Raw genomic sequence first — 13,664 nt, 5'->3', positions numbered from 1 at the left:
AAAAAAAATCCGCCCCAGGAGGCGGATTTTTTATATCACCGGAGTGATTAGAAGCGGTAACCCACGCCAGCGATCCAGGTGCCGACGTCAACGTTACGAATACGAGACTGCTCGTAGGAGAAGTCCAGAGCAACGTTTTCGATCGGGTTGAACTGCAGACCAGCACCGTAGGAGAAACCGTAGTCGCTCATATCGGATTTATTAGGGAAGTTGTTGTTCTGGAATTTACCGTAACCAACACCCACTACGCCGTAGATGCTTGCCCAGTCGTTCAGACGGTAAGCCGGACCAGCGGTGATGCCGTAGTACTGACCTTTGTTGTAAGTACCGTTGCTGTTATTATCCTTTTCGGTGTAGGTGAAGGAACCGATAACGCCCAGCGGGTTGTTATCTTGCTCGTAACGGTATTTCAGGTTGAAACCGCCAGCTTTGTTCGCTTTACCCTGCATGTCGCTCTGCGCGTAACCGCCGGTTACGGTAGAAGTTGCAGCAAATGCAGTGGTACCTACGGATGCAGCCAGAACAACGGCCAGTGCTGAAAGACGTGCAATTTTATTCATAACCACCTCAAATGTGTTTCTAATAAGTCCTAAGCCTTAAATATATCAAAAACTTTTGGGAAACTCTTTGGAGTTTACATTGTCTAACATACTTTTTCATGTAACCAAAAGTTTCCATATTTCTATAACAATATGGAAAACAAGAGTTTTTGGCGTTAACTTACAGTTTAACGCTCATTAAGAAATTCGCAAGCATCCAGATTAATCCTAATCACCTGGTGAATTTCTCAGCAACTTTCGCCATTGTACTGTTTTTGCCCCTGTTTTTTTCAACAATAGCTCAACCGCCAGCAGCTAATTCCAGTACACTGGAACTTTTACCCCTTTTGACAAAAATTGACAGGAGAAAGGATGCCCGGTCCATCCCGAAAAGCGGCGGCATGGTTGCCGATAGTGGTGATTTTAATCGCTATGACCTCGATTCAGAGCGGCGCATCGCTCGCCAAATCGCTGTTCCCGGTGGTCGGCGCCCCGGGAGTTACAGCCCTGCGCCTGGCGCTCGGGACGCTGATCCTGGTGGTGGTGTTCAAGCCCTGGCGGCTACGTTTCTCTCCGGCGCAGCGCGTGCCGCTGCTGCTGTACGGCCTGGCGCTCGGGGCGATGAACTATCTGTTTTATTTATCCCTGCAGCGTATTCCGCTCGGCGTGGCGGTGGCCCTCGAGTTTACCGGCCCGCTGGCGGTGGCGCTTTTCGGCTCGCGCCGCCCGCTGGATTTTGTCTGGGTGGCGCTGGCGATCCTCGGGCTGTGGTATCTCCTGCCGCTGGGGCAGAACGTGGCGCAGGTGGATTTAACCGGCGCGCTGTTCGCTCTCGGCGCCGGGGCCTGTTGGGCGGTCTATATTCTGACCGGCCAGCGCGCGGGTGAGGAGCATGGTCCAGCCACGGTGGCGATGGGGTCGCTTATCGCCTCGCTGGTCTTTGTCCCGTTAGGTATGGCGCAAGCCACCGATACGCTGTGGCAATGGTCGCTGCTGCCCCTGGGGCTGGGGATTGCCATTCTCTCCACCGCACTCCCCTACTCTCTGGAGATGATGGCCCTGACGCGCCTGCCGACGCGCACCTTCGGTACGCTGATGAGCCTCGAGCCGGCGCTAGCCGCCCTGTCCGGTATGATCTTCCTTGGCGAAACCCTGAACCTCTCCCAGACCCTGGCGCTGGGCGCCATTATCATCGCCTCAATGGGCGCCACGCTGACCATGCAGCGGCAGAGCAAAATCAAGCAAGTCGATATCAATTAACATTCTGTTACGGCGGCGGCCCGCGCCAGTTGCGGGCCTGCCAGCCTTCGCTAACCTTCTGATTGGACTTGTTTTTTCAAATAGCCAACCACTTTGCGCTATCGGAGTGATATGGCCTGCCGATGCCTCAAACTTTAAAACCCTTGCTATACTTAGTCCCGAAGTTACCTGGGACAACGCTCCACATCATTCAGTTTTGAAGTGTGACGAGCATCAATATCAAGAGGATATGAAACGATGAGTACCGCTAAACTGGTTAAATCAAAAGCATCTAATCTGGTCTATACCCGCAACGATGTCGCTGACAGCGAAAAGAAAGCGACCATTGAGCTGTTGAATCGCCAGGTGATCCAGTTCATTGACCTGTCCCTTATCACCAAGCAGGCACACTGGAATATGCGCGGTGCGAACTTTATCGCCGTGCACGAAATGCTGGACGGTTTCCGTACTGCGCTCACTGAGCATCTGGATACCATGGCGGAGCGCGCCGTGCAGCTGGGCGGCGTCGCCCTGGGCACCACTCAGGTGATCAACAGCAAAACCCCGCTGCAGAGCTACCCACTGGATATCCATCATGTTCAGGATCACCTGAAAGCGCTGGCTGACCGCTACGCGGTAGTGGCTAACGATGTGCGCAAAGCGATCGGCGAAGCTAAAGACGAAGATACCGCAGATATCTTCACCGCCGCTTCCCGCGACCTGGATAAATTCCTGTGGTTTATTGAAGCGAATATCGAGTAAGGCTTTGCCGTCGGCCGCAGCGCGGTCGACGGCGCCTTTGCTTTCCCCACCCAGCACTTATTGTTTTTCCCTCCTCCGTTTTCCCTCACCCGCTGGCCCTGCACCATTTCAGGGCATCAAATTGATGAAAATGCGCACAAAAGTAAAACAATTGTAATAATCACCTCACACAATCGTTACGGCGAGATTGTTTTCCCATCAGGGTTTGCGCTAAAAATGGGCTCGTTATTCAGCGACCTCAGGATGCACCAAAATAACGCCCCGTTATGGTGCACTCTTTGCCTGAAACGATCGATATTGTGCAACGGCTACCGCTTCGTTTGTTGAAAAACAACAGCTTGTAAAAGTGGCACGATTTTTTCATTAGGCTAGTCGTTCTCGCAGGGGATCGTCCCGTGGATATAAAAGGAAATGCTATGAAGTCTGTATTTAAAGTTTCACTGGCTGCACTGACCCTGGCTTTTGCGGTTTCTTCCCATGCCGCCAATAAGACCCTGGTTGTCGCCACCGATACGGCGTTCGTCCCGTTCGAATTTAAGCAAGGCGATAAGTATGTGGGTTTTGACGTTGACCTGTGGGCGGCCATCGCCAAAGAGCTGAAGCTCGACTACACCCTGAAGCCAATGGACTTCAGCGGCATTATCCCGGCGCTGCAAACCAAAAATATCGATCTGGCGCTGGCGGGGATCACCATTACCGACGAGCGTAAAAAAGCCATCGACTTCTCTGACGGCTACTACAAGAGCGGTCTGCTGGTGATGGTCAACGCCAATAATAACGACATCAAAGATGTGAAAGATCTGAACGGCAAAGTAGTCGCGGTGAAGAGCGGCACCGGCTCCGTTGACTACGCGAAAGCCAATATCAAAACCAAAGATCTGCGTCAGTTCCCGAACATCGATAACGCCTACATGGAGCTGGGTACCGGCCGCGCGGATGCCGTCCTGCACGATACGCCGAACATCCTCTACTTCATCAAAACCGCGGGCAACGGCAAATTCAAAGCGGTAGGTGAATCACTGGAAGCGCAAAACTACGGTATCGCCTTCCCGAAAGGCAGCGACGAGCTGCGTGAGAAAGTGAACGGTGCGCTGAAAACGCTGCGCGAGAACGGCACCTACAACGAAATTTATAAAAAATGGTTCGGCACTGAACCAAAATAATAAAAACGTACATCGCCGGGCGCAGTCCCGGCGACTTCACAACGGTCTTCCGGCACAGACGTTGCGGGAGACAGTATTTTGGCGGAGGCTTTCCTCTGCTCTCGACACGGTAACAGGAACGTATTATGCAGTTTGACTGGAGTGCCATCTGGCCTGCCATTCCGATTTTGTTGGAAGGCGCCAAAATGACGCTGTGGATTTCCGTCCTCGGCCTGGCCGGCGGCCTGATCATCGGTCTGGTGGCCGGTTTCGCCCGCTGCTTCGGCGGCTGGATCGCCAACCACATCGCGCTGGTGTTTATTGAAATCATTCGCGGCACCCCGATTGTGGTGCAGGTCATGTTCATCTACTTTGCGCTGCCGATGGCCTTTAGCGATCTGCGCATTGACCCCTTCTCCGCGGCGGTAGTGACCATCATGATTAACTCGGGCGCCTATATCGCGGAAATTACCCGCGGCGCGGTGCTCTCCATTCATAAAGGCTTCCGCGAAGCGGGCCTGGCGCTGGGCCTGTCGCGTCGCGAAACCATTCGCCACGTGATCCTGCCGCTGGCGCTGCGCCGCATGCTGCCGCCGCTGGGCAACCAGTGGATCATCAGCATCAAGGACACCTCGCTGTTCATCGTCATCGGCGTCGCCGAACTGACCCGTCAGGGACAGGAGATCATCGCCGGCAACTTCCGCGCGCTGGAAATCTGGAGCGCCGTTGCCGTGATCTACCTGATCATCACCCTGGTCCTGAGCTTTATTCTGCGTCGTCTTGAAAGAAGGATGAAAATCCTGTGATTGAATTTAAAAACGTCTCCAAGCACTTTGGCCCGACCCAGGTGCTGCACGATATCTCTCTGAAAATCAATCAGGGTGAAGTGGTGGTCATTATCGGCCCGTCCGGCTCCGGTAAATCGACGATGCTGCGCTGCATCAATAAACTGGAAGAGATCACCAGCGGCGATCTGATTGTCGATGGCCTGAAGGTCAACGATCCGAAGGTGGACGAACGTCTGATTCGTCAGGAAGCCGGGATGGTGTTCCAGCAGTTTTACCTGTTCCCGCACCTCACGGCGCTGGAAAACGTGATGTTTGGCCCGCTGCGGGTACGCGGCGCCAGCAAGCAGGCGGCGGAGAAGCTGGCGAAAGATCTGCTGGCGAAAGTCGGTCTGGCAGAGCGCGCGCATCACTATCCGTCTGAACTCTCCGGCGGCCAGCAGCAGCGTGTGGCCATCGCCCGCGCGCTGGCGGTGAAGCCGAAGATGATGCTGTTTGATGAGCCCACCTCCGCGCTCGACCCGGAACTGCGTCATGAAGTGCTCAAGGTGATGCAGGATCTGGCGGAAGAGGGCATGACGATGGTGATTGTGACCCACGAAATCGGCTTTGCCGAAAAAGTGGCCTCGCGACTGATCTTTATCGACAAGGGACGAATTGCCGAAGACGGCAACCCACAGGAGCTGGTGAACAACCCGCCAAGCCCACGTCTGCGGGAATTCCTGCAGCACGTCGCCTGACCCACAACGGCTCTCTCCGTCGCGGAGAGAGCCGCTTTCCAGATTCCTCTTCCCTCCCCTTCCGCCATCGGCTTCTATACTTACCCGTTTACGTTGCAACGGAGGTGCCCATGCCGTGGATCCTGCTTTTGCTCGCTGCGCTGTTTACTCCCCCGCTTTCCGCCGCCGCCCTGCCCGGCGTGCCGACCGCTAATGCCGATAAAACCAGCGCCAGCGAACCCGATGTAGAACAGAAAAGAGCGGCCTATGCCGCACTGGCCGACGTGCTGGCCAACGACTCCGCCCGCCAGGAGCTCATTGACCAGCTGCGTAAAGCGGCCGCCACGCCGCCGCCCGACAGCACCCCGACGCTGACGCCGCCGGCGGTGAAAGAAGAGACCACGGTGCTGGAGAACGTCACGCAGATCAGCCGGGAATATGGCGATGAGTTCTCATCGCGCTTCTCCCAGCTGTGGCGCAATATTACCGGCTCGCCGCATAAGCCCTTTAATCCGCAAACCTTTACCAGCGCCGCCTGGCATTTTTTACTGCTGGCCGGGCTGGTGTTTGCCTTCTGGTGGCTGGTACGCCTCGCGGCGCTGCCGCTGTATCGTAAAATGGGCGAATGGGGACGGCATAAAAACCGCGATCGCGGAAACTGGCTCCAGCTGCCGTTGACCATCGCCGGGGCGTTTATCATCGATCTGCTGCTGCTGGCGCTGACCCTGTTTATCGGTCAGCTGTTGAGCGATCGCCTGAATGGCGACAACCCTACTATCGCCTTCCAGCAGAGCCTTTTCCTCAACGCCTTCGCGCTGATCGAATTCTTTAAAGCCATCCTGCGGCTCATTTTCTGCCCGCGCATACCGGCGCTCAGGCCCTTTAACCTCAGCGACGAGGCCGCCTCCTACTGGAGCCTGCGCCTGAGCGCCCTCAGCAGCCTGATCGGCTACGGCCTGATCGTCGCGGTGCCGATTATCTCCAACCAGGTGAATGTTCAGGTCGGCGCGCTGGCTAACGTCGTCATCATGCTGTGCATTACGCTGTGGGCGCTGTATCTGATTTTCCATAACAAAGCGGTGATTACGCAGGGACTGATCCATCTGGCTGACCGCTCGCTCTCCTTCTTTAGCCTGTTTATCCGCGCCTTCGCTCTGATCTGGCACTGGCTGGCCTGCGCCTACTTTGTGGTGCTCTTTTTCTTTTCCCTGTTCGACCCAGGCAACAGCCTGAAATTTATGATGGGCGCCACCCTGCGCAGCCTGGCGATCATCGGCGGCGCGGCGCTGGTGTCCGGCATTCTGTCGCGCTGGATAGCCAAAACCATCACCCTCTCCCCTGCCACTCAGCGCAACTATCCTGAGCTGCAAAAGCGGCTGAACGGCTGGATCTCCGCGTCGCTGAAGGCAGCGCGTATTCTCACCGTCTGCGTCGCCATCATGCTGCTCCTGAGCGCCTGGGGGCTGTTTGACTTCCGCGAATGGCTGCACAACGATGCCGGGCAAAAAACGGTGGATGTGCTGATCCGTATCGCCCTTATCCTCTTCTTCTCCGCTATCGGCTGGACGGTGCTGGCCAGCCTGATCGAAAACCGGCTGGCTTCGGATATCCATGGCCGCCCGCTGCCCAGCGCGCGGGCCAGGACGCTGCTGACGCTGTTTCGCAACGCGCTGGCGGTGGTGATCAGCACCATCACGGTGATGATTTTGCTCTCGGAGATTGGGGTCAATATCGCGCCGCTGCTGGCGGGCGCCGGGGCGTTGGGGCTGGCCATCTCGTTTGGCGCGCAAACCCTGGTCAAAGACATTATCACCGGCATTTTTATCCAGTTTGAGAACGGGATGAATACCGGCGACCTGGTCACCATCGGTCCTTTGACCGGCACGGTGGAACGGATGTCGATTCGCTCAGTGGGGGTGCGCCAGGATACCGGCGCTTATCACATTATCCCCTGGTCCTCGATCACCACCTTTGCCAACTTCGTGCGCGGCATTGGCTCGGTGGTGGCCAACTATGACGTCGACCGCCATGAGGATCTGGATAAAGCCAGTCAGGCGCTGAAGGCGGCGGTGGACGATCTGCTGGCCCAGGAGGAGATCCGCGGCCTGATCATTGGCGAACCGTCGTTCGCCGGGCTGGTGGGGCTGAGCAATACCGCCTTTACGCTGCGCGTCAGCTTCACCACCCTGCCGCTGAAGCAGTGGACGGTGCGTTTTGCCCTCGACACCCAGGTGAAAAAGCACTTCGACCGCGCCGGGGTTCGCGCCCCGGTACAAACCTGGCAGCAGCTGCCGATGCCGGGCGCCGACAGCCCGGCCGCGGAGTAGTTAGAACGGACGGCGGCGTTTGGCGTCGTCCATAAAGCTCCAGGCGATAAAGCGGCTCTGCTTTTGCCCCTGGGCCATCTCTTTTTTCACCACTTTCACTGCCCCGACCTCGGTCAGCAGGCGGTAGAGCGGCGGCAGATTGTCGCCGCGCGACACCAGCGAGGTAAACCATTTCACCTGGCGGGCGAAGGCCTGACTTTCGCGGATCATCTGCGAGATAAAGGCCACTTCGCCCCCTTCGCACCACAGCTCCTGCTGCTGACCGCCAAAGTTAAGCCCGCTGTCGGCGCCGAGTCCGAGATTGCGGCGCTTGCGCTCACCGCCCGCCCGGGCGCTCTCTGCGGAGTCATGGAACGGCGGATTACACAGCGTGGCGTCATAGGTCTCGTTTTTGTGGATCACGCCGTGGAAGATAGCCTGGCTCTCTTTTTGCCGACGCAGACGGATCTGCCGGGTCAATCCCGGGTTGCCATTGACAATCGCCTGCGCGCTGGCGAAGGCTTCCGGGCTGATTTCGCTGCCGGTAAAGCGCCAGCCGTACTCGTGAACGCCGATCAGGGGATAAATGAGGTTGGCGCCGGTGCCAATATCGAGGATCGTGGCTTGCTTCGGCACTTCGCCGCTGTCCCCGGCCAGCAGATCCGCCAGATGATGAATATAATCGGCCCGCCCGGGCACCGGCGGACAGAGAAAACCATCAGGAATGTCCCAGTGTTTGACCGCGTAGAAATGCGCCAGCAGCGCTTTATTCAACGCCTTTACCGCCTGCGGATTGGCAAAATCAATGGTCTGCTCACCCAGCGGATTGAGCGTAATGTATCCCTGCAGGTCAGGATGCGCCTGGCAGAGCGCGGGCAGGTCGTAGCGTTGATGGTGGCGGTTACGCGGGTGTAACCCCGGTTTCTGGGCTTTCATGACAATCTCCTTTGAACAGCCGCGTAAGATACCCGTTGACGGCCGCTCGGTAAATAAGGGAGTCTGGATATCTCCTTTATCCGTGACAGGTGCAGCATGTACTTTTATCAACCTTCGCAGGGCCACGGCCTGCCGCATGACCCGCTCAACGCAATAATCGGGCCTCGCCCGATAGGCTGGATCGCCTCGCAGGACGCCGAGGGCCAGCGTAATCTGGCGCCATACAGCTTTTTTAACTGTTTTAACTATCGCCCGCCGATCATTGGTTTCGCCAGCAGCGGCTGGAAAGACAGCGTGCGAAATATCGTCGAAACGAAGGAGTTCGTCTGGAACCTGGCGACGCGCCCGCTGGCCGCCGCGATGAACGAAACCTCCGCCTCGATCCCGCACCATGAGGATGAATTCGTGCGCGCCGGACTCACCGCCGCCGCCAGCCGCCTGGTCAAGGCCCCCCGGGTGGCGGAGAGCCCGGTGAACTTTGAGTGCCGCCTGTCGCAATGTATTCAGCTCACCACCGCCGACGGCAACCTTGTCGATACATGGCTGGTGCTCGGCGAAGTGGTCGCCGTGCATATCGATGAATCACTGCTGGAGAACGGCATCTATCAAACCGCCCGCGCTCAGCCGATCCTGCGTGCCGGGGGGCCAAGCGCCTATTACAGTATTGATGACAGCCTGCGTTTTGACATGATCCGCCCGGATGCCCGCTAAATAATATCCCTGGCGCGGGGACCGCCACCCTGCGCCGGTTGCGGGCGAAACGCCTTGTTTTTGCATAAAAAATTCCCTACCGCGCGGGCTGGAAAGGCCTACACTTAAGCTATGTCCCATGCTGTTTATGAGGATATGCTGATGAAAATCACCTCGCTGCTGTTTGCCGCTGCGCTTGCCGCTCAGGCCGACGCGGCCTCTTCCCTGCCGCCGCCCCCCGTACTGCCCTATGACGGGCCGCTGCGTCCTGTCGGCACCGTCTCCGCCTCCGGGGCCCGCACCCTTGACGACCTGGTGGCCGCCCTCGCGGATAAGGCCCACCGTCGTGGGGCGATAGCCTGGCGGGTCAATGCCGCCAGCAGCGGTAACCGGCTGTACGGTTCAGCTATAATTTATCAATAACCCTTTTTTACAGGAGGCAGACAATGGCATCAGGTTGGGCAGGCGACGGCGCCGTACAGGATCAGATCGACAGCACCATTGACGATGCGGTGGCTCGCGCCCGCCGCGAGCTTCCGCACGGCGAAAGCAACAAATTTTGTGATGAATGCGGAGAGCCGATTCCAGAGGCGCGCCGACAGGCGATACCCGGGGTGAGATACTGCGTGAAGTGCCAGCAGGAGAAAGATTTACATAACAATACATTTTCAGGATATAATCGCCGTGGTTCCAAGGATAGCCAGCTACGCTGACTTTCCTTTACCGTTCATGACAGCCTTTCGCATTATCTTTTCGCGCACACTTTTTGGCGATAAATGTCGCAATATGTGCCCTTAAGCGTGCCGGTCTCCCTCGCTCCGCCATCAGACGAAAAGAGTGAGAAATAATTTATTAATAATCAGTAAATTATTAATCATTCAAAAAATTAGATGAAGACTGTGAATTTCCTTCGATTTTATCTCCCGCAAAAAAGCGTGATACTTATCACATCGACGGAACATCGTCCCCTGAACAGAACAACCTGCGAGAGATTAACTATGAAAAACATCAAATATGCTGCCGCTGCCATCGCTCTGACCGCCCTTTCCTTCGGCGCCTTTGCCGCCGAGCCGGTTACCCCCGCTCAGGCTGAAAGCATGAATAAGATCGGCGTGGTGTCTGCGCAAGGCGCAACCACGTTAGATGGTCTGGAAGCGAAACTGGCTGCTAAAGCCGAAGCCGCTGGCGCAACCGGCTATAGCATCACTTCCGCTAACACCAACAACAAACTGAGCGGTACCGCGGTTATCTATAAATAATCGCAGCTCAACCCTGTAAGCCACTGAATTAACCCTGAAAAGACCTTTAATACCCTTGCCTTGCCCGTCCGAGCCACCGGACGGGCTTTTTTTTATCCTGCCGATCCGATCACCAGCAGTCGTTGACGCGGCTGAGCCCCTGCTCCAGGGTTGAGACCTCCCCGCAGGCCAGCAGACAGCAGGCAAGCTGGATCTTCAGCGAGTGGGGTACCGGTTCGACGCCGGCGACGCAGCGCTCGATCCAGCGCGCGGTCACGTCGGGATCTTTTGAGGCCGGCAGAATGACTTCCTCCGCCGCGGCCTCGGTCTGACGGTCGCACAGCGCCCGCACGCCCTGGTCATCGATCAGGCTGATCTGCGGGCAGCGCTGCGGGTTGGCGTACACTTCGCCTTCGGTACCGTGCATCAGCAGCGCGCGGCCACCGGTCTCGCGAAAGAAGCCCGCCACCCTGGGAACATATTCCGGATGCGATACGCTGGAGAGACGTAACGCCTCCCCTTCGCCAAACGGCGTGGCCAGTTTGGCCAACGTATGGGCGCTGTTGCGCACGCCCATCCGCCAGCGCATCGCCAGCTGTTTCTCCAGCGGCGGGCAGAAGGCCCCCACCGGGATATATACCGGTTCATGCCCCTCCAGCTGCGCCTGAGCCTGGCCGGCATGCCGGGTAGCCGGAATGTCCAGCAGGGTAAAAATGGTCTCGGTCAGCACCCGGGTCGGATCGTGACTGACGCCGTGAACCACGACCGGAAACCCCAGCTTGTGCAGGAGCATCGCCAACAGCGGCGTCAGGTTCGCCTGCTTGCGCGCGCCGTTGTAGCTGGGGATAACGATCGGCATCGGCTTGCCTGCCGGCGGGGTCAGGCGCAGAGTATGCTGCTGCATCGCGGCGTAAAAGCCTTTCATCTCCGCTTCGCCTTCGCCTTTGATGCGCAGGGCGATTAATATTCCCCCCAGCTCCAGCTCCGGCACCTCGCCGTTCAGCATCCGCGCGTAGAGCGCACGGGCGGTCTCTTCATCCAGGTCGCGGGCATGATTCTTACCGCGGCCCACCTCTTTTATAATTTTGCTGTACTCCATGGCTCCCCCTGTTGCGTCACGCGCCGGCGTCAACGACGTTTGCGGCCTGTCTGTTTTGCTGTCTGTTTTGCTTTACGTTTTACTATAACCTCCGGGACGCCCGGCTGCTCTATGGGAAAAACAGGCAACGCGTTCAGTAGACGCGCGCCGTAGTTTTTGGTCAACAGACGCTTATCGTAAATCACCACCTCTCCCCAGCAGTGATGGCTACGGATCAGACGCCCCACCTGCTGAATAAGATTAAAGGAGGCGCTGGGCAAACTCTGTACCTCGAAGGGATAACGATTGAGGCTTTTCAGCCATTCGCCTTCGGTGATCACTACCGGGCTGTCGATGGGCGGAAAGGCGATTTTATGGATATGCACCTGGCTTAACAGATCGCCTTTTAAATCGAGACCTTCGGCGAAGGACTGCAGGCCCACCAGCACGCTGCGCTCGCCGCTTTCCACCCGTTTGCGATGCAGCTCCACCAGCCGGTAGCGCGGCTGGTCGCCCTGCACCAGCAGCATCAGGCGCAGATCGGTCACATGCTCCAGGAAGCGATTCATCGCTCGCCCGCTGGCGAACAGCACCAGCATCCCGAGATGTTTCTTGCTCTCCACCTGCTGGCGAAAATAGGCTGCCATCTCGGCGATGTGCTGCTCTTCGTTATCCATCAGCGGTTCATAGCGCATTTGAGGAATAATAATTTTCCCCTGCTCTACGTGGTTGAACGGCGAATCCAGCGCCACGAAGCGGTCGCCCGCTTTCTCCTTCAGGCCGCTCATCTCCTGCAGGCGCGAGAAGCTGTTTAGAGAGCGCAGCGTCGCTGACGTCACCACGATATGCGGCACGCTGCGCCACAGCAGTCGTTCAAGCTGATCGCTGACGCGGATGCCGACGCAGTGGAACCAGACGTGGATCTGGCCGTCGCGCACCACCCGCGTCGCCCATTTGGTCACCGGCGCGCCAGAGGACTGCGCCAGCGACGCCAGACGCCACAGCTTGCTTTGGCTTTCAAACATGCCGAGGGCGCGGTTCATCTGCAGCAGCACCCGATGCAGGCGCACCACGTCATGGCTGCCGGTCTTTTCGCTGAGATCGTTAAGGAACAGCTCCGCCAGCCCGCGCAGCGTCTCGGTGAGCTTCGCCAGCCGCTGGCAGATCTCCATCACCTCCTGCGGCAGTTCGCCCATCGGGAAGCGATGCTCCGCTTCCTGACCGGCGGGCATATAGAGATTGAGAATATTATTCAACGACGCAATCAGCTCGAACAGCTCTTCGCAATGGCCGGCGAGCCGCTCCGCATTGGCCAGCGGCGGCGTGGTTTTCGGGCGGAACTGCTCCATGCAGGTAGCCACCAGCTTGCAGAACAGATCCAGCTGCAGGCGAAACCAGGGGGCGGTGATCTCGGCGCTCATCTCCAGCGCGTCGCGGGCGACGTCCGGCAGATGATGGCCTTCATCGAGGACCAGCAGCAGGTTTTTCGGCTCCGGCAGCACCGCCTCGCTCTCCATCGCCGCCATCACCAGCGCATGGTTGGCCACCACCACTTCCGCCTCCTGAATTTCCCGCCGCGCCACAAAGAACGGACACTCCCGATAGTAGTGGCAGTTGCGGTTCAGGCAGCTGGCCTTATCGGTGCTCAGCCGGCTCCACAGCCCATCGTCGATGGCTTTGTCGGTATGGTCGCGCAGCCCGTCCCAGCGGTAGCTGTCGAGATCCTGCTTCAGCGTCGCGCACAGCTTCTGCTCGGCCTGGTTGTTCGGGGTGAGATCGTCGTCGAGGAAGGCCAGCAGATCCTGCTGCGTCGGCTCGGTGCTGGCCAGCGCCGTCAGATTGCGCGGGCAGACGTAGCGTCCGCGACCGAAGGCGGCGGTGAAGCGCAGGTCGGGGATAATCTTGCGCAGCAGCGGCAGGTCTTTACTGTAGATTTGATCCTGCAGGGCGACGTTGGCGGTGCTGACCACCAGCGTTTTTTGTTCCTCACGGGCGATGGCAATGCCGGGGATCAGATATGACAGCGTTTTACCAACGCCGGTCGGCGCTTCGATAGCCAGATGCCGGCCCTCATCCCCGGCGAGGGTTTTCGCCACATCAGCGATCATCTGCCGCTGCGGGGGGCGGGGAATAAAGTCCGGGATCTGTTCCTGAAGCGCCTTATACCAGGCGGCGATTTGCGCTTTCAGCGCAGCGGTCAAAGCCATGAGAAAACCTGAATACTGTATAA

The 13,664-nt window shown here is 57.9% G+C and carries 14 protein-coding genes; 10 read left to right on the top strand and 4 right to left on the bottom strand.

Features of this window, described 5'->3' with window-relative positions:
* Positions 1-47: 47 nt before the first annotated feature.
* Positions 48-560: an outer membrane protein OmpX gene (gene ompX / locus MKR05_RS19245; protein ID WP_004886207.1), complete on the bottom strand. Its 513-nt coding sequence runs from the start codon at positions 558-560 to the stop codon at positions 48-50.
* 351 nt (positions 561-911) lie between these two features.
* Here ompX and rhtA point away from each other — a divergent pair, with 351 nt between their 5' ends.
* The 6 genes from rhtA to ybiO all read left to right on the top strand — a co-directional run bounded on the left by rhtA (position 912) and on the right by ybiO (position 7,513).
* Positions 912-1,799, top strand: a complete 888-nt coding sequence (rhtA, locus tag MKR05_RS19240) for a threonine/homoserine exporter RhtA (protein ID WP_023288946.1) — start codon at positions 912-914, stop codon at positions 1,797-1,799.
* A 237-nt stretch (positions 1,800-2,036) separates the two neighbouring features.
* Complete coding sequence (dps, locus tag MKR05_RS19235; RefSeq protein ID WP_004886200.1) at positions 2,037-2,540, top strand: DNA starvation/stationary phase protection protein Dps; 504 nt, start codon at positions 2,037-2,039, stop codon at positions 2,538-2,540.
* Positions 2,541-2,956: 416 nt separating this feature from the next.
* Positions 2,957-3,703 (top strand): glutamine ABC transporter substrate-binding protein GlnH, encoded by a 747-nt coding sequence (gene glnH, locus MKR05_RS19230; RefSeq protein WP_004886198.1) that lies wholly within the window; start codon positions 2,957-2,959, stop codon positions 3,701-3,703.
* A gap of 125 nt (positions 3,704-3,828) precedes the next feature.
* Positions 3,829-4,488 carry a glutamine ABC transporter permease GlnP gene (gene glnP / locus MKR05_RS19225; RefSeq protein WP_002895837.1) on the top strand — a complete coding sequence of 220 codons (660 nt, stop codon included), beginning with the start codon at positions 3,829-3,831 and terminating at the stop codon, positions 4,486-4,488.
* Positions 4,485-5,207, top strand: coding sequence for a glutamine ABC transporter ATP-binding protein GlnQ (gene glnQ, locus MKR05_RS19220; protein ID WP_004212183.1), 723 nt, complete (start codon positions 4,485-4,487; stop codon positions 5,205-5,207). Before glnP ends, glnQ begins: the two co-directional genes overlap by 4 nt.
* Before the next feature lie 110 nt (positions 5,208-5,317).
* A complete protein-coding gene (gene ybiO / locus MKR05_RS19215) occupies positions 5,318-7,513 on the top strand; it encodes a mechanosensitive channel protein (RefSeq protein ID WP_044521827.1) in 2,196 nt (731 codons plus the stop codon).
* On the opposite strand, the gene rlmF is transcribed toward ybiO, so the two are convergent.
* Positions 7,514-8,428, bottom strand: coding sequence for a 23S rRNA (adenine(1618)-N(6))-methyltransferase RlmF (gene rlmF, locus MKR05_RS19210; protein ID WP_044521825.1), 915 nt, complete (start codon positions 8,426-8,428; stop codon positions 7,514-7,516).
* 96 nt (positions 8,429-8,524) lie between these two features.
* Here rlmF and MKR05_RS19205 point away from each other — a divergent pair, with 96 nt between their 5' ends.
* The 4 genes from MKR05_RS19205 (at position 8,525) to ybiJ (ending at position 10,377) form a co-directional block, all read left to right on the top strand.
* Positions 8,525-9,139, top strand: coding sequence for a flavin reductase family protein (locus MKR05_RS19205; protein WP_023288943.1), 615 nt, complete (start codon positions 8,525-8,527; stop codon positions 9,137-9,139).
* A 141-nt stretch (positions 9,140-9,280) separates the two neighbouring features.
* A complete protein-coding gene (locus MKR05_RS19200; protein ID WP_032455234.1) occupies positions 9,281-9,541 on the top strand; it encodes a DUF1471 domain-containing protein in 261 nt (86 codons plus the stop codon).
* Between the two features lie 23 nt (positions 9,542-9,564).
* Positions 9,565-9,831 carry a DksA/TraR family C4-type zinc finger protein gene (locus MKR05_RS19195; RefSeq protein ID WP_023288941.1) on the top strand — a complete coding sequence of 89 codons (267 nt, stop codon included), beginning with the start codon at positions 9,565-9,567 and terminating at the stop codon, positions 9,829-9,831.
* 285 nt (positions 9,832-10,116) lie between these two features.
* Positions 10,117-10,377 carry a DUF1471 family protein YbiJ gene (gene ybiJ, locus MKR05_RS19190; protein ID WP_004176772.1) on the top strand — a complete coding sequence of 87 codons (261 nt, stop codon included), beginning with the start codon at positions 10,117-10,119 and terminating at the stop codon, positions 10,375-10,377.
* A 109-nt stretch (positions 10,378-10,486) separates the two neighbouring features.
* Here the strand turns inward: ybiJ and ybiB are convergent, their stop codons facing one another.
* Both ybiB and dinG read right to left on the bottom strand, forming a co-directional pair.
* A complete protein-coding gene (ybiB, locus tag MKR05_RS19185; RefSeq protein ID WP_117145631.1) occupies positions 10,487-11,455 on the bottom strand; it encodes a DNA-binding protein YbiB in 969 nt (322 codons plus the stop codon).
* A 29-nt stretch (positions 11,456-11,484) separates the two neighbouring features.
* Positions 11,485-13,641, bottom strand: coding sequence for an ATP-dependent DNA helicase DinG (gene dinG, locus MKR05_RS19180; RefSeq protein ID WP_048334490.1), 2,157 nt, complete (start codon positions 13,639-13,641; stop codon positions 11,485-11,487).
* Positions 13,642-13,664 lie beyond the last annotated feature (23 nt).

Source organism: Klebsiella sp. K5-204 (assembly GCF_030128585.1).
In the GTDB taxonomy this organism is placed as follows: domain Bacteria; phylum Pseudomonadota; class Gammaproteobacteria; order Enterobacterales; family Enterobacteriaceae; genus Klebsiella; species Klebsiella quasipneumoniae.
Note: the sequence above shows the minus strand (reverse complement) of the source record. Positions and strands in the feature narration are given on the sequence as shown.